At 73.0% G+C, this 14313-nt stretch carries 15 protein-coding genes; 11 read left to right on the top strand and 4 right to left on the bottom strand.

Going from position 1 to position 14313, the window contains the following annotated elements; translation table 11 throughout:
- Positions 1 to 133: 133 nt before the first annotated feature.
- From ACFVHK_RS12465 to nirB, 3 genes are read right to left on the bottom strand one after another with little or no spacing between them, the layout of a single operon-like run.
- The gene (locus ACFVHK_RS12465; protein ID WP_129234668.1) at positions 134 to 1264 is read right to left on the bottom strand and encodes a uroporphyrinogen-III synthase; all 1131 of its coding nucleotides are present in this window, start codon (positions 1262 to 1264) and stop codon (positions 134 to 136) included.
- Positions 1261 to 2037: a uroporphyrinogen-III C-methyltransferase gene (gene cobA, locus ACFVHK_RS12460; RefSeq protein WP_376929066.1), complete on the bottom strand. Its 777-nt coding sequence runs from the start codon at positions 2035 to 2037 to the stop codon at positions 1261 to 1263. Before cobA ends, ACFVHK_RS12465 begins: the two co-directional genes overlap by 4 nt.
- Positions 2034 to 4661, bottom strand: a complete 2628-nt coding sequence (nirB, locus tag ACFVHK_RS12455) for a nitrite reductase large subunit NirB (RefSeq protein ID WP_376929065.1) — start codon at positions 4659 to 4661, stop codon at positions 2034 to 2036. Before nirB ends, cobA begins: the two co-directional genes overlap by 4 nt.
- Positions 4662 to 4864: 203 nt before the next feature.
- On the opposite strand from nirB, the gene nirD reads away from it, so the two are divergent.
- The gene (gene nirD / locus ACFVHK_RS12450) at positions 4865 to 5215 is read left to right on the top strand and encodes a nitrite reductase small subunit NirD (protein WP_376929064.1); all 351 of its coding nucleotides are present in this window, start codon (positions 4865 to 4867) and stop codon (positions 5213 to 5215) included.
- Positions 5216 to 5257: 42 nt separating this feature from the next.
- Here the strand turns inward: nirD and map are convergent, their stop codons facing one another.
- A complete protein-coding gene (gene map / locus ACFVHK_RS12445) occupies positions 5258 to 6025 on the bottom strand; it encodes a type I methionyl aminopeptidase (RefSeq protein WP_376929063.1) in 768 nt (255 codons plus the stop codon).
- Positions 6026 to 6111: 86 nt separating this feature from the next.
- Here map and ACFVHK_RS12440 point away from each other — a divergent pair, with 86 nt between their 5' ends.
- From ACFVHK_RS12440 to ACFVHK_RS12395, 10 genes are all read left to right on the top strand, one after another.
- On the top strand, positions 6112 to 6633 hold the full coding sequence (locus tag ACFVHK_RS12440; protein ID WP_376929062.1) for a hypothetical protein: 522 nt from the start codon (positions 6112 to 6114) through the stop codon (positions 6631 to 6633).
- Between the two features lie 210 nt (positions 6634 to 6843).
- The gene (rplS, locus tag ACFVHK_RS12435) at positions 6844 to 7191 is read left to right on the top strand and encodes a 50S ribosomal protein L19 (protein WP_376929061.1); all 348 of its coding nucleotides are present in this window, start codon (positions 6844 to 6846) and stop codon (positions 7189 to 7191) included.
- Between the two features lie 79 nt (positions 7192 to 7270).
- Complete coding sequence (gene lepB, locus ACFVHK_RS12430; RefSeq protein ID WP_376929060.1) at positions 7271 to 8017, top strand: signal peptidase I; 747 nt, start codon at positions 7271 to 7273, stop codon at positions 8015 to 8017.
- Position 8018: 1 nt separating this feature from the next.
- Positions 8019 to 8705 (top strand): ribonuclease HII, encoded by a 687-nt coding sequence (locus ACFVHK_RS12425; protein WP_376929059.1) that lies wholly within the window; start codon positions 8019 to 8021, stop codon positions 8703 to 8705.
- A gap of 6 nt (positions 8706 to 8711) precedes the next feature.
- Positions 8712 to 9035, top strand: coding sequence for a DUF2469 family protein (locus ACFVHK_RS12420; protein ID WP_129234496.1), 324 nt, complete (start codon positions 8712 to 8714; stop codon positions 9033 to 9035).
- 102 nt (positions 9036 to 9137) lie between these two features.
- Entirely contained in the window at positions 9138 to 9494 is a 357-nt protein-coding gene (locus ACFVHK_RS12415) for a YraN family protein (RefSeq protein ID WP_129234497.1), read from the top strand.
- Positions 9494 to 11074, top strand: a complete 1581-nt coding sequence (locus ACFVHK_RS12410; protein ID WP_376929058.1) for a YifB family Mg chelatase-like AAA ATPase — start codon at positions 9494 to 9496, stop codon at positions 11072 to 11074. Before ACFVHK_RS12415 ends, ACFVHK_RS12410 begins: the two co-directional genes overlap by 1 nt.
- A complete protein-coding gene (dprA, locus tag ACFVHK_RS12405; protein ID WP_376929057.1) occupies positions 11071 to 12357 on the top strand; it encodes a DNA-processing protein DprA in 1287 nt (428 codons plus the stop codon). Before ACFVHK_RS12410 ends, dprA begins: the two co-directional genes overlap by 4 nt.
- Positions 12358 to 12406: 49 nt before the next feature.
- Positions 12407 to 13327: a phosphodiesterase gene (locus ACFVHK_RS12400; protein WP_376929056.1), complete on the top strand. Its 921-nt coding sequence runs from the start codon at positions 12407 to 12409 to the stop codon at positions 13325 to 13327.
- Between the two features lie 58 nt (positions 13328 to 13385).
- Positions 13386 to 14312: a tyrosine recombinase XerC gene (locus ACFVHK_RS12395; RefSeq protein WP_376929126.1), complete on the top strand. Its 927-nt coding sequence runs from the start codon at positions 13386 to 13388 to the stop codon at positions 14310 to 14312.
- Position 14313: the final 1 nt, after the last annotated feature.

The following is a 14313-nucleotide window of genomic DNA, read 5'->3' as shown; positions in this document are numbered from 1 at the left end:
CTCCGGGGGGTGTCGGTCTCGTGTCGAGCTGGTGAGGCGACGCTATCCGCGGCGTGTTTCCCCGACCGGCGCGGGTGGTGAACTTCGTGTTCCCACCTGCTCACCCGCACCCGAGGCCGATGTGAGGTCATGGTCAGACGTCGATCCGGTAGCCGCGCTTGACCACGGTCGAGATGAGTCCGGGCACGGCGAGGGTCTGCCGGAGGCGGCTCAGCGCGACCTCGAGCGCGTGCTCGTCGGCCGTGCCGGGCATGCCCGCCGCGAGGCGCTCGCGCGCGACGACGGACCCCCGGGCCTGGACGAGCGGTCGCAGGATCGAGAGGGCGACGGGCGGCAGCGCCACGCGGCGTCCACGAACCTCGACGACCGAGCCTCGCAGCGCGACCGGGCCGTGCTGCGTCTCCAGGCGGATGACGCGCGTGTCCTCGAGGTGCTCGCACACCTGGCGGATCATCGCGCCCATCCGGAACCGGTCGGGCTGGAGGGGCGTGACACCCGCCGCGACCAGGGGGGCCGACGTCACCGGCCCGACGGTCGCGGCGACCACCGGGCCGCGCATCGCGTCCACCAGGTCGTCGTACCTGCCGCGCGCCTCGGCCGCCATGAGCAGGGCGTGCACGGCGGGCGCGCTCGTGAACGTGATGCAGTCGAGGCCCCCCGTGCAGGCGGCCTCGATCAGGCGGTCGACGCGCTCGTCCGTGAGGTCCGGGTCGATCCAGCGGTACGGCTCCACGGTGAGCACGCGATCGTGCACGTCGCGCAGGCGGTCGAGCGCCTCGGGCGGCAGGTAGCCGTGCAACTGCACCGCCACGGTGAGGCCCGGCGGATGCGTCGCCAGGACCTCGTCGATCAGCGACTCGGTGGTCTCCTCGGCGCTCATGCCGACGTCGTCGAGGCCGGCCGCGCGGATCCCGCCGCGCGCCTTCGGGCCGCGGACGAGGATCGCGGTGCGCCCGAGCGCGCACAGGAGCTCGTCGCCGAGCCCCGCGGCATCCGCCACCTCGAACCAGCGCCGCACGCCGTACGCCGTGGTCGCGAGGAGCACGTCCGGTCGCGCATCGATGATCGCGCGCGTGTCGGCGATGACCGGCTCGTCGGAGCTCGCGTTCGCCATGCGGATCGTCGGCGCGTGCACCACCTGCGCGCCACGGCGGACGAAGGCGTCGATGAGGTCTGCCGATCGGCGGTCGCTCGTCACGCCGATCCGGAACCCCTCGAGCTGGTCGGGCCGGAACCCGATCGTCGACTCGACCTGGTCGGTCACGTCGCCACCGCCGCGAGTCCCGTCGCGCGCTCCATGAGCTCCGCCGCCGTGCGGTCGCCGTCGTGCGCGAGCCGAACGACCTCGCCGACGACGATGACCGCGGGCGAGGCGACGCCGGCGAGCCCGGCGGCCGAGACGATCCCCGACAGGTCTGCGATGGTCGTGCGCTGGTCGCACCGGAACCCGCGCTCGACGATCGCGACCGGCATCGAGCCGCGCATGCCGTGACGGGCGAGCCCGGCCGCGAGCTGCGGCAGCGTGTTCACGCCCATGAGCACGACGATCGTCCCGCCGAGGCCCGCGAGGTGACGGAGCTCGTCGTCGCTGAGCGGTGCGTGCCCCGAGACGACGGTGAAGAGTCGGCTGGTCCCGCGGTGGGTGAGGGGGATGCCTGCGGCACCCGGCACCGCGACCGCGCTCGTCACGCCCGGCAGCACCTCGACGGGAACGCCCGCCCGATGGCACGCGAGCACCTCCTCGCCGCCGCGCCCGAACACGTACGGGTCGCCGCCCTTCAGCCGGACGACGTGCCGCCCCGCGCGGGCGTGGGCGACGAGGAGCGCCTCGATCTCCTCCTGGGGCAGCGCGTGGTGGCCGGGCCGCTTGCCGACGTCGACCAGTTCGGCGTCGGGCGCGAGCTCGGCCAGGCGCGCGTGCGGCGCGAGGCGGTCGTAGAGCACGACGTCGGCGGAACCCAGCGCCCGGACGGCCCCGACGGTGAGGAGGTCCTCCCGCCCGGGGCCGCCGCCGACGAGCGTCACGCGGCCGGTCATGCGTCGTCCCCGCGCACCGGGATGGTCGGTCCGGCGACGAGCACCGCCTCGCCGCGTGCGATCTCGTCCGGCCGCGCGGGCCGCAACTGGCCGCGCTCCTCGACGCGCGCGAGGCCCGAGACGACCGCGCTCCGGGGGTCGTCGGGGTCCGGGGCGTTCACGAACGGGCGGAACCTGCGCAGCCGTTCGGGGTCGGCGAGCGTCGCCGCCCACTCGTCCTCGTACGTGTCGACGTGCGCGGCCATCGCCGCCTCGAGCTCGTCGGCGAGTCCGAGCGAGTCGTGCACCACGACGTCGCGGACGTGGTCGAGGCCGCCGTCGAGGTCCTCCATCCAGCGTGCGGTGCGCTGCAGCCGGTCGGCGGTGCGGATGTAGTACATCATGTAGCGGTCGATGTAGCGGATGAGCGTCTCGTCGTCGAGGTCGCTCGCGAGCAGCTGCGCGTGCGCCGGCTGGAAGCCGCCGTTGCCGCCGACGTAGAGATTCCAGCCCTGGTCGGTCGCGATCACGCCGACGTCCTTGCCGCGCGCCTCGGCGCACTCGCGCGCGCAGCCGGAGACGCCGAACTTCAGCTTGTGCGGCGACCGCAGGCCGCGGTAGCGGAGCTCGAGGCGGATCGCCATCGCGACCGAGTCCTGGACCCCGTAGCGGCACCACGTGGAGCCGACGCAGCTCTTCACGTTCCGCAGCGCCTTGCCGTACGCCTGGCCGGACTCGAAGCCGGCCTCGACGAGCCGCTTCCAGATCTCGGGGAGCTGGTCGAGGCGCGCTCCGAACAGGTCGATGCGCTGGCCGCCCGTGATCTTCGTGTAGAGGCCGAAGTCGGTCGCGACCTGCGCGATCACGGCGAGCTTCTGCGGCGTGATCTCGCCGGCCGGGATCCGCGGCACGACCGAGTAGGTGCCGTCCTTCTGCATGTTCGCCATGGCGCGGTCGTTGGTGTCCTGCAGGCCGCCGCGGCCGCCGTCGAGGATGTACGAGCCGTGCTGTGCGGCGAGCACCGAGGCGACCACGGGCTTGCAGACGTCGCAGCCGCGCCCGCTGCCGAGTCGGCCGATGATCTCCTCGAACGAGGTCAGTCCGAGCACGCGGACGGACTCGAAGATCTCCTGCCGGGAGATCGGGAAGTGCTCGCACAGTGCGCGCGAGACGGTCCGGCCCGACTTCCTCAGCTCTCCCTCGAGCAGCTTCTTCACGAGCGGCACGCACGACCCGCACTGGGTGCCGGCGCGCGTGCAGGCCTTCAGCGGGCCGAGCTCCGCACAGCCCGCCTCGTGCTCGCCGTGCGGTCCGTTCACGGCGTCGCGGATCGTGCCTGCGGCGACGTTGTTGCACGCGCAGACGAGGGCGGATGCCGGCAGCTCGTCGCCGGCGGGCGCCTCCATGCCGGACGCCGACAGATACGCCGCCGGCTCGCCCGACAGCTCGGTGCCGAGCAGGGGCCGCAGCGACGCGTACGGCGAGGCGTCGCCGACGAAGACGCCGCCGAGCAGCGTCTTGGCGTCGTCGGTCATCACGAGCTTCTGGTACATGCCGCGCGCCGGGTCGGCGTAGACGATCTCGAGCGCCTGTCCGGTTCGCGCAAGCGCGTCGCCGAAGCTGGCCACGTCGACGCCCGACAGCTTCAGCTTCGTCGCATCGTCGATGGTCGTGAACTCGGCCGCGCCGCCCAGCAGGCGGTCGGCGACGACCTCGGCCATCGCATTGGCCGGAGCCACGAGCCCGGTGCAGCGCCCCTCGAAGCTCGCGACCTCGCCGATCGCCCAGACGTTCGGGGCGGATGCCGCGCACGCCGTGTCGATCGCGACGCCCCCGCGCGGACCGAGCTCGAGCCCCATCGCCCGAGCCAGCTCGTCGCGCGGCGTGATCCCGATCGCGAACACGACGAGATCGGCGTCGACGCGGCGGTCGTCGGTGAGCTCCACCCCCACGACGCCGCCGCTGCCGGTGAGCACCTTCGCGGGGCGGACCCCGAGGTGCAGGTCGATGCCCTGTGCGGCGATGATGCGCCCGAGCGCGCGCCCGGCGCCCTCGTCGAGCTGCGCCGACATGAGCCATGATCCGGAGTGGACGATCGCGGCGTCCGCGCCGAGCTTCGCGAGGCCGCCCGCGGCCTCGAGCCCGAGCAGTCCGCCGCCGGCGACGACGACCCGCGGCGCCCGGCCCAGGCGGGCCGCGAGCTCGCGGGTCTCGGCGACCAGGGCGTCCACGTCGTCGATCGTCCGGTATACGCGGATGTGCTCGCTGCCCGGGATCGACGGGACCGGGGCGCTGGAGCCGGTCGCGAGCACGAGGTCGTCGAAGCGCAGCTCGATGCCGTTCGCGGTCGTCGCGATGCCGGACGCGGTGTCCACCTCGGTGACCCGCTCGCCGGTGATGAGGCGCACCGTGCCCTCGGCCCACGGGGCGGCGGGCAGCGCGAGGTCGGCGGTGGAATCGGCCAGGCGGGTGCTGAGCGCGACCCGGTCGTACGGAGCGTGCGGCTCGTCGGCGACGACGGTGACGCGCAGCGACCGTCCGCCGTCGCGGGCGTGCAGGCTGTCGGCCAGTCGGTGCGCGGCCGGGCCGCCGCCGACGACGAGCACGTCGCGGGCGGCGACGGCGTCGATCTCGGTGTCGTTCATGGCTCCTCCGGTCCTGGGTTGACTGGGGAGCGTACGGCGGCACGGTTTCGCCCCTGTTTCGGAGCCGTAACGCAACCGCTCGGAGACCTTGCATGACTCCGTGCGTCGTGTGAGGGGGGTTTCACCCGAGCGAAACACCGCCGGCGCGGCCGGTGAAACATCACCCCCGTAGCGTCGTCGTCACCGAGGAGAGGAAGCCGCAGATGACGTCGACCATCGAACGCACGACCAGCTGGATGGCCGCGTGCGCGGTCGCCGATCTCGAGCCCGGCTGGGGCGAGGTCGCGCTCCTGGGCGACCGAATGGTGGCGATCGTGCGCGTCGACCGCGAGGAGGTCTACGCGGTGGACCACCACGACCCGCACACCGGCGCACCCGTCATGGCCCGCGGCATCGTCGGCTCCCGCGGCGAGCGCCCGACCATCGCCTCGCCACTGCACAAGGAGGTCTACGACCTCGGCACCGGAGAGTGCTTCACCGACCCCGCGCTGGGGCTCCGCACCTACCGGACGCGGGTCGTCGGGGGGATGCTCCAGGTGGAGTTCGACGCCTGAGTCCGCCGCGCAGGACGGCGTCGCGGCGGACGCCGGGGGCGATCAGCCGCGCTGCGTGAGGACGATCGGGTCGCCGTCGGTGATCGCGACCGTGTGCTCGGAGTGCGCGCCGCGCGAGCCGTCGACGCTGCGCAGCGTCCAGCCGTCGGGGTCGGTGAAGATGCGGTCGGTGCGGTGCAGGAACCACGGCTCGATCGCGACCACGAGGCCGGGCTTCAGCGGCAGGCCGCGGCCGGGACGGCCGTTGTTCGGGATGTGCGGGTCGCCGTGCATCGTGCGGCCGACGCCGTGCCCGCCGAAGTCGGTGTTGATCGAGAGCCCCTCGCCCTTCGCGACGTCCGCGATCGCGCGCGAGATGTCGCCGATGCGGTTGCCGGGGCGGGCGGCGGCGATGCCGGCGTCGAGCGCGCGCCGCGTCGTGTCGATGAGGCGCAGGTCCTCCTCGCGCGGGGTGCCCACGACGATCGAGACGGCGGAGTCCGCGACCCATCCGTCGACCGACGCGGCGAAGTCGAGGCTGAGCAGGTCGCCGTCCTTCAGCCGGTAGTCGTGGGGGAGGCCGTGCAGCACGGCGTCGTTCACCGACGTGCAGATCACCTTGCCGAACGGGCTGGCGCCGAACGACGGGTGGTAGTCGATGTAGCAGCTCTCGGCGCCGGCCTTCCGGATCATCTCGTGCGCGAGCGCGTCGAGCTCCAGCAGGTTCACGCCGACGGCCGCGGCCTTCGACGTCGCCTCCAGCACGCTGGCCACGAAGCGGCCCGCGGGGCGCATCTCGTCGATCTCGGCGGGGGTCCTCAGTTCGATCACGCTCATCCTCTCCGCACCCCATTCTGACGGCTCCGCCCTGAGTGAACACCCGGCCCTCCGCGACCCGGTCGAAGTACGCTGGGCGCATGCTCATCCGACGCGGGTTCTACCGGTGGCAGTTCGCCGCCGCGATCGTGCTCCCGGTGTGGCTGCTCATCGGCTACGCGATCTTCGGCTCGAGCGGCTGGGGCGTGCTCGGGCTCATGTTCGCCACCCCGGTCGCGTTCGTGATGCTCGGCGTCGTCGCCCTGCTCGTCGCCGCGCGACCCGACGTGCGCCGCGAGAAGGCGGTGGCCTGGTCCGACGTCGCGGTGCTCGGCGCGTGGCACGTGCTCATCATCGCCGCGGGGTTCTACGGTCCGACCGGCATCACCTTCGCGGTGCTCGCGATGGTCGGCGGCATCGCCGCCTTCTGGTACGCGATCTGGCGACTCCTCCGCGACGGCGCGCGTCGCGTGCGCGCCACGATGGACGAGTACGAGCGACTGGTCGCCGAGGGATCGACCCCGCAGGGAGTCGGCGGCGACGCGCGGCGCGCACCGGCCGACGACGCCGGCGAGGTCATCGTGATCCGCGAGGAGCGGCGCTGGGAAGAGCGGCGGGGCTGACCCCGAGGCTCCGGCGGCGCGCCGCCGCGAGGCATCCGTCCAGCGATTTTGGTCGGGAACGACCCGATCTGGCAGAATGGTTGTTTGTGCCGTCGCATGGCTCTGCCTCCGGGGAGCCCGCACGCCGCGAGTGATCGCGCGAACGGCACCGAACTCTTCTACCAATCAGATCCGCGTTCGACCGGTGGCGGGCGCAGAGAGCGAACCATCATGCACATCCTCGACCACGTCGACGCCGCGAGCCTCCGCACGGACGTCCCGGACTTCCGTCCGGGCGACACCGTCAAGGTGCACGTCAACATCATCGAAGGCACCCGCTCGCGCATCCAGGTCTTCCAGGGCGTCGTCATCGGCCGCTCGGGCGAGGGCGTGCGCGAGACCTTCACCGTCCGCAAGATCAGCTTCCAGGTGGGCGTCGAGCGCAAGTTCCCGGTCCACTCGCCGGTGATCGACCACATCGAGGTCGTCACCCGCGGTGACGTCCGTCGCGCCAAGCTCTACTACCTGCGCGAGCTCCGCGGCAAGAAGGCGAAGATCAAGGAGAAGCGCGACAACTGATCGGCCGCGCGCCGTTCCGTACGCGTCATCCGCTCGAGCTCCTCGCCCCTAGACTGGGGCGGGGAGCTCGAGCCGTTTCATGACTGAAGACACACGTACTGAGCGCGACGAACGCGCCACCTCCGGGGCGCCGTCGCGTCGCCGGAGCGCACTGCTGTTCCTCCGCGACCTGGTGGTGATCTTCCTGGTCGCCGTGCTCGTCTCGTTCCTCATCAAGACGTTCCTGATCCGGTCGTTCTTCATCCCGTCGCAGTCGATGGAGGAGACGCTGATGCAGGACGACCGCATCATCGTCAACCAGCTCGTGCCCGAGGTCACGCCCATCGAGCGCGGCGACGTCGTCGTGTTCAAGGACCCGGGCGGATGGCTGCCCGCTCGTTCCGAGGAGGCGCGGCCGCCGCTCGTCGCGGTCGTCGACGGTTTCCTCGCGTTCGTCGGACTCTCCGCGCCGGATTCGAACGACCACCTCGTCAAGCGCGTCGTCGGCCTTCCGGGCGACCAGGTCGCGTGCTGCAACGCGCTCGGCCAGATGACCGTCAACGGCGTGCCGCTCGACGAGCCCTACGTCGCGCTGCCGCCCGGCGAGACGAAGGTCTCGCGCGACGACTTCGACGTGACCGTCCCCGACGACGCCCTCTGGGTCATGGGCGACAACCGCTACAACTCCAAGGACTCCCGCTACAACACCGGGACGCCGCTCGAGGGCTTCGTGCCGATCGAGAACGTCGTCGGTCGCGCCGTCGTGGTGAGCTGGCCGATCTCGAACTGGGCCTGGCTCGACAACTACCCCGCGGTGTTCTCGGGCGTCGACGAGGGGACCGGCTGACGTGCCTCCCGCCGGGGTGCCGACGCTGAGGTTCGAGCGCGACCTGCTGGCCGGGGGAGCACCCGTGGTGCTCGCGTGCGACGAGGTCGGTCGCGGGGCCCTCGCCGGCCCGGTGACCGTCGGACTGGTCGCCATCGACGCGACGGTGAAGCGGATGCCGGCGGGCCTGCGCGACTCGAAGCTCCTGCCCGAGCCGAAGCGCGAACTGCTCGCACCGCGCGCCGCGACGTGGGTGCTCGCGTCGGCGGTCGGGGAGGCGAGCGCCGACGAGATCGATCGCCTCGGGATCATGGCGTGCCTCGGCCTCGCGGGGGCGCGTGCATTCGCCGCGCTCGGCATCGACCGGGGCGTGGTCGCGGGCGCCCCGCTGGTCCTCGACGGCAACTACGACTGGCTCAGCCAGTCGATCGAGCACCGGGCGCAGGTCATCACGCGCATCAAGGCCGACCGCGACTGCGCGTCGGTCTCCGCGGCATCCGTCATCGCCAAGGTGCATCGTGACCGGGGCATGCGCAGGGCGCATGACGAGACGCCGCTCTACCACTGGCACGAGAACAAGGGGTACTCGAGCGCCGCCCACTTCGCCGCGATCGCCGAGCACGGGCCGAGCGCGTTGCACCGGCACACGTGGCTGCACGACCGGACGCCCGAACCGGCGCCGTCGCTGTTCGACCTCGAAGTAGGATGATGCACGATGGATGAGGACGAGTTCGACGACTACGACCGTGAAGTGGAGCTCGCGCTGTACCGCGAGTACCGCGACATCGTGACCCAGTTCAAGTACGTGGTCGAGACCGAGCGGCGCTTCTACCTCGCGAACGAGGTCGAACTGGTGCGCCGCGACACCGAGCACGATTTCTACTTCGAGCTCACGATGAAGGACGTCTGGGTCTGGGACGTCTACCGCGCCGACCGCTTCGTGAAGTCGGTCCGCGTGCTGACCTTCAAGGACGTCAACGTGGAGGAGCTCGCGACCCGCGAGTTCGAGCTCCCGAAGGACCTCGCGCTCGAGGAGTAGCCCGATCGCGAGCCGTCCTCCACGGGCGGCGGATCGACGGGACCCGCCACGGAACGGCGTCGGGGCGGGGGCGGATCGGCGCGCGACCGCGACGCTGGGCCCATGGCCCACAACATCGAACTCGGCCGGCGTGGCGAACAGGTCGCAGCCGACCACCTCGTGGCGCGCGGCATGCGCGTCGTCGACCGCAACTGGCGCTGCGCGCACGGCGAACTCGACCTCGTGCTGCACGACGGCGACTGCACCGTCTTCGCCGAGGTGAAGACCCGCACCGGGCCGTCGTTCGGACACCCGTTCGAGGCGATCACCCCGCTCAAGCTCGCGCGGCTCCGACGGCTCGCGATCGCCTGGTGCGAGGCGCACGACCGGCCGACCGCACGCATCCGCATCGACGCCGTCGCGGTGCACGCGCCGGCGTCGGGGCCCGCGATCGTCGAGCACCTCGAGGGGATCGGCTGATGGCGGTCGCACGGACGCGCGCGATCGCGCTCGTCGGTCTCTCCGGTTCGGTCGTCGAGGTGGAGGCCGACCTCTCCAGCCAGCTCCCGGCGTTCGTCATCATCGGCCTGCCCGACACCGCGCTCGGCGAGGCCCGTGAGCGGGTGCGCTCGGCCGCGGGGAATGCGGGATGCCCCCTCCCGGCACGACGCCTGACCGTCAACCTCTCGCCGGCATCCCTGCCCAAGCACGGGTCGGCCTTCGACCTCGCGATCGCGCTGTCCTGCCTGGCCGCGGCCGGCACCGTCGACGCGGATTCCGTCGCGCGCGTCGTCCACCTCGGCGAGCTCGGACTCGACGGGCGACTCCGCCCGACGCACGGGATCCTCCCGGCCGTGCTCGCCGCCGCCCGGGCGGGCCACGAGCGGGTGATGGTGCCTTCGGCGAACGCCGCCGAGGCTCGGCTCGTCCCCGGGATCGAGGTGGTCCCCGTCGCGACGCTCCGCGAGGCGGTCGAGCGTCACGGCGGTGACCCCGGGATCGAAGCCGCCCGTATCGGTGCGACCGTCGACGAGGGCGAGGTGCCCGCAATCCCGGCCCTCACGGAGGCACCCGAGGGCGATCTCGCGGACGTGATCGGCGGCGACGAGCCGATCCAGGCACTCCTCATCGCAGCGGCCGGCGGTCATCACCTGCTGCTCGCCGGCCCGCCGGGCGCGGGCAAGACCATGCTCGCCTCCCGGCTGCCCGGAATCCTGCCCGACCTCTCGCCCGAGGCGGCGCTCGAGGTCGCGTCGCTCCGCTCGCTCGCCGGTCACCCGATCGGCGAGACGCTGTCGGTCCGACCGCCGTTCGAGGCGCCGCACCACACGGCGAGCGCTGCGGCCATGGTCGGCGGAGGGAGTCGGGGCATACGCCCGGGCGCAGCCGCGCGGGCGTCGCACGGCGTGCTCTTCCTCGACGAGGCGCCCGAGTTCCCGGCCAGCGTCCTCGACGCGCTCCGACAGCCGCTCGAATCGGGCCGGATCAGCATCCACCGGGCGAACGCGGTCGCGACCTTCCCCGCCCGATTCCAGCTCGTGCTCGCGGCCAACCCGTGCCCGTGCGGCGGCGGCGACTCGCCCGACGAGGGCTGCGCGTGCCCGCCCGCGACGAAGCGCCGGTACTTCGCTCGCATCTCGGGGCCGTTGCTCGATCGCGTCGACCTCAGGCTGTTCGTGCATCGCGTCACCCCGTCGCGGTTGAACATGGAGCGCGATCGCGCGGACGATCCCGGGACGGTTCCGGTGATGACCTCCGAGGAGGCGCGCCGAATCGTCGTGCGGGCTCGCGACGCCGCGGCCCGGCGTCTCGCGGGGACGTCGTGGCGCACCAACGCCGAGATGCCCGGGCCGTGGCTCCGCGGCGACGGCGGCCTGCATCCCGGATCGGTCGCGACCAGAGCACTCGACCGCTCGCTCGAGCGCGGCAGCATCACGATGCGCGGCTACGACCGCGTGCTCAAGGTGGCCTGGACGATCGCCGATCTCGAGGAGGCGGAGCGCCCGAACGCCGAGCACGTCGGGCGCGCGCTCGCGATGCGGCTGGGGACGGCGGCATGAGCGGCGACGTCCTGGGTGCGCTCGCCGGGAACCTCGCCGACGCGATCGGCGCGGTCAGGCCTCGGTCGGATGGAGGGGCCGCAGCGTCGATCGACGTCGAGGAGGCGGTCGCGACCGCCCTGCTCGGCTTCGTCTCCGAGCCCGGCGACGGCGTGCTCGGCCGGCTCGTCGGCGCACTCGGCGCCCGTCCCGTCGCGACCGGCCTGCTCGGCGGTCGTTCCGGAGCCGAGTTCGCCGAACAGGCAGCCGCCCACGATCCCAGCGGCCTCGACGGACCGAGTGCACGCGAACTCACCGCCGGACTCGCGCGCTGGCGGCCGCGCCTCGACGAGGCGGCGTTCATCCGATCGGTCGCGCAGGCCGCGCGCGTGCGCGCACGCCTCCTGCTCAGCGGCGATGCCGCGTGGCCGGACGCGGTCGGCGATCTCGGTGCGCACGCGCCGCTGGCGCTGTGGGTGCGCGGTCGGCCGGCGGCGCTCACCGAGTCCCCGTCCGTCGCCCTCGTCGGCGCGCGAGCCGCGACGGGGTACGGCGAGCACGTTGCGATCGAGGCGTCGGCCGGGCTCGTCGACCGCGGGTTCGCCGTCGTCTCGGGCGGTGCGTACGGCATCGACGGAACGGCGCACCGGTCGGCACTCGCCGCCGGGGGGACCACGGTCGCCTTCCTCGCGGGCGGCGTCGACCGCTTCTATCCGGCCGGTCACGAGACGCTCCTCGGCCGAGTCGTCGAGACCGGCGCGGTCGTCTCCGAGCTCGCGTGCGGCGCAGCACCGACGCGTTGGCGGTTCCTCCAGCGGAACAGGTTGATCGCGGCCGCAGCCGGGGCGACGGTCGTGCTCGAAGCGGGCATGCGATCCGGGTCGCTGAACACGGCGGGTCACGCGGCCGCGCTCGGCCGCCCGCTCGGCGCCGTGCCCGGACCGGTCACGAGCCCGGCGTCGGCGGGTTGCCATCGGCTGCTCCGCGAGTTCGATGCGGTCTGCGTGACGGATGCCGCGCAGATGGCGGAGCTCGTCATGGACGCCGGCGTCGGACTCGCGGACGGCCACGGCGCCGCGGTCGACGGCTCCGCGCCCGGAGCGCAGGTCGCGCTCGAGGGGCTGACCTCGGCCGAACGGCGGGTGCTCGATGCCCTCGCGGTCCGGCGCGCACGCACCATCGCCGAGCTCGTCCGATCGACCGGGCTGGCTCCGGGGGCCGTCATGGGTGCGCTCGGCGCGATGGACGCCACGGGCCTCGCGGCCCGGTCCGGCGAGGGTTGGGTTCGCCGACCCCCCGATTGAGGCTCGGCTTCACGCGGACGGTGGTTCTAGGCTGGCCGCGGAGGCAGACATGGATCATCCTCGGCTCGGCAGGTACCCCGCGGCACGACACGTGATCGCGCACCTCAGTGACACGCATCTCCTCGAGGGCGGTGCGCGACTCGGCGGGCGCGCCGACACCGTCACCCAGCTCGAACGCGCGTCGGAGCAGATCGCGCGCATGGCGGGCGGCCTCGACGCGATCCTCGTGAGCGGGGACATCGCCGACCTCGGCGAGGACGACGCCTATCGTCGCGTCCGTGCCGCGCTCGACCCCGTCGCCGCGGCGACCGGCGCCCGCCTGATCTGGGTGATGGGCAACCACGACGAACGCGCTCCCTTCCGACGGGTGCTGCTCGACGACGACAGCGGGGACGAGAGCCCGGTGAACCAGGTGATCGACATCGACGGACTGCGCATCGTCACCGTCGATTCGAGCGTGCCCGGCTACCACCACGGCATCCTCGAAGCCGAGACGCTGGACTGGCTCGACGCCGTGCTCGCGGAACCCGCACCGAACGGGACGATCGTCGCGCTGCACCACGCCCCCATCGCGACCCCCCTGGCGCTGATGGACGTCCTCGAGCTCCGACGTCAGGACGAGTTCGCCGAGGTCCTCCGGGACCGCGATGTCCGCGCCATCCTCGGCGGGCACCTCCACTATCCGACGCAGGGCACCTTCGCCGGCATCCCCGTCTCCGTGGCCGGTTCGCTCGCCTACACGATGGATCTCTCCGCGCCCGCGCGGCACCTCGTCGGCATCGACGGGGGCAGGTCCTTCTCGCTCGTGCACTGCTTCGACGACGCCGTCGTCACCTCGGTGGTCCCCGTCGGGACGTTCGGCGAGATCACCAGCTTCGGCGAGCAGTTCCTCGCCGAGGTCGAAGCCCTCGACGAGGAAGGGCGGCTCGACCGCTTCTCGCGGAAGCGGGAATGGGTGACGGATGGCTGATCCGGCGGAGGGCGGCCCGTCGGGCACCCGGACGCACAGCTCCGTCCGCCCGACGGGCATGGACGACGCCGTCGACGCGTACCTCGGGCATGTTCGCCTCGAGCGCGGCTACTCGGAGCACACGGTCGCCGCCTACGCATCCGATCTCGCAGACCTGACGCGATTCGCGGAGGCGCGTTCCGTGACCGGCGTCGACGGCGTCGACCTCGACCTGCTGCGCGACTGGCTGTGGGAGGCCACCGAGCGCGGCCTCGCCCGCGCCACCGTGGCGCGCCGCGCGGCATCCGCCCGGGGGCTCTGCGCCTGGCTCGAACGCACCGGAGCGCTCCCCGCCGACCCGGCCGCCCGACTGCGCGCTCCGCGCGCCAAGCGCACCCTGCCGCGCGTCGTCGGGGCTCCCGCCGTCGCCGCCCTGCTCGACGGACTCCAGGCGCGCGCCGCGACGGGCGAGCCGGTGCCCGTTCGCGACCTCGCGGTGATCGAGCTGCTCTACGCATGCGGCCTCCGCGTCTCCGAGCTGGTCGGGCTCGACATCGACGACATCGATCGCGGGAACCGCACCGTGCGCGTCACGGGCAAGGGGTCGAAGGAGCGCGTCGTCCCGTACGGCGCACCCGCCGCCGCCGCGCTGGACCGCTACCTCGCCTCGGGGCGGCCGGCACTCCTCGCCGCACCGTCCTCCGACGGCGGAGCGACCGCCCGCGCCGGGCGGGCGGTGTTCGTCGGCGTCCGCGGCGGGCGTCTCGGCGTCCGGAGCGTGCACCGCCTCGTCGCGGGCCTGCTCGAGGAGCTGCCGGGCTCCGGTCCCGCAGGACCCCACGCGTTCCGGCACAGCGCCGCAACGCACCTGCTCGACGGCGGTGCCGACCTCCGCGCCGTCCAGGAGTTCCTCGGGCACGCGAGCCTCGGCACGACGCAGATCTACACCCACGTCTCGGCCGAGCGGCTCAAGCAGACGTATCGCACGGCGCACCCGCGGGCCTAGC

The sequence above is a fragment of the Agromyces binzhouensis genome (assembly GCF_042672355.1).
In the GTDB taxonomy this organism is placed as follows: Bacteria; Actinomycetota; Actinomycetes; order Actinomycetales; family Microbacteriaceae; genus Agromyces; species Agromyces binzhouensis.
This window is presented reverse-complemented; position numbering and strand designations above follow the sequence as displayed.

Excerpts from the sequence above, each read along its gene's own strand:
- cobA (WP_376929066.1), bottom strand. The coding sequence starts at position 2,037 with ATGACCGGCCGCGTGACGCTCGTCGGCGGCGGCCCCGGGCGGGAGGAC.
- nirB (WP_376929065.1), bottom strand. The coding sequence starts at position 4,661 with ATGAACGACACCGAGATCGACGCCGTCGCCGCCCGCGACGTGCTCGTC.
- nirD (WP_376929064.1), top strand. The coding sequence starts at position 4,865 with ATGACGTCGACCATCGAACGCACGACCAGCTGGATGGCCGCGTGCGCG.
- ACFVHK_RS12440 (WP_376929062.1), top strand. The coding sequence starts at position 6,112 with ATGCTCATCCGACGCGGGTTCTACCGGTGGCAGTTCGCCGCCGCGATC.
- rplS (WP_376929061.1), top strand. The coding sequence starts at position 6,844 with ATGCACATCCTCGACCACGTCGACGCCGCGAGCCTCCGCACGGACGTC.
- lepB (WP_376929060.1), top strand. The coding sequence starts at position 7,271 with ATGACTGAAGACACACGTACTGAGCGCGACGAACGCGCCACCTCCGGG.
- ACFVHK_RS12420 (WP_129234496.1), top strand. The coding sequence starts at position 8,712 with ATGGATGAGGACGAGTTCGACGACTACGACCGTGAAGTGGAGCTCGCG.
- ACFVHK_RS12415 (WP_129234497.1), top strand. The coding sequence starts at position 9,138 with ATGGCCCACAACATCGAACTCGGCCGGCGTGGCGAACAGGTCGCAGCC.
- ACFVHK_RS12410 (WP_376929058.1), top strand. The coding sequence starts at position 9,494 with ATGGCGGTCGCACGGACGCGCGCGATCGCGCTCGTCGGTCTCTCCGGT.
- dprA (WP_376929057.1), top strand. The coding sequence starts at position 11,071 with ATGAGCGGCGACGTCCTGGGTGCGCTCGCCGGGAACCTCGCCGACGCG.
- ACFVHK_RS12400 (WP_376929056.1), top strand. The coding sequence starts at position 12,407 with ATGGATCATCCTCGGCTCGGCAGGTACCCCGCGGCACGACACGTGATC.
- ACFVHK_RS12395 (WP_376929126.1), top strand. The coding sequence starts at position 13,386 with ATGGACGACGCCGTCGACGCGTACCTCGGGCATGTTCGCCTCGAGCGC.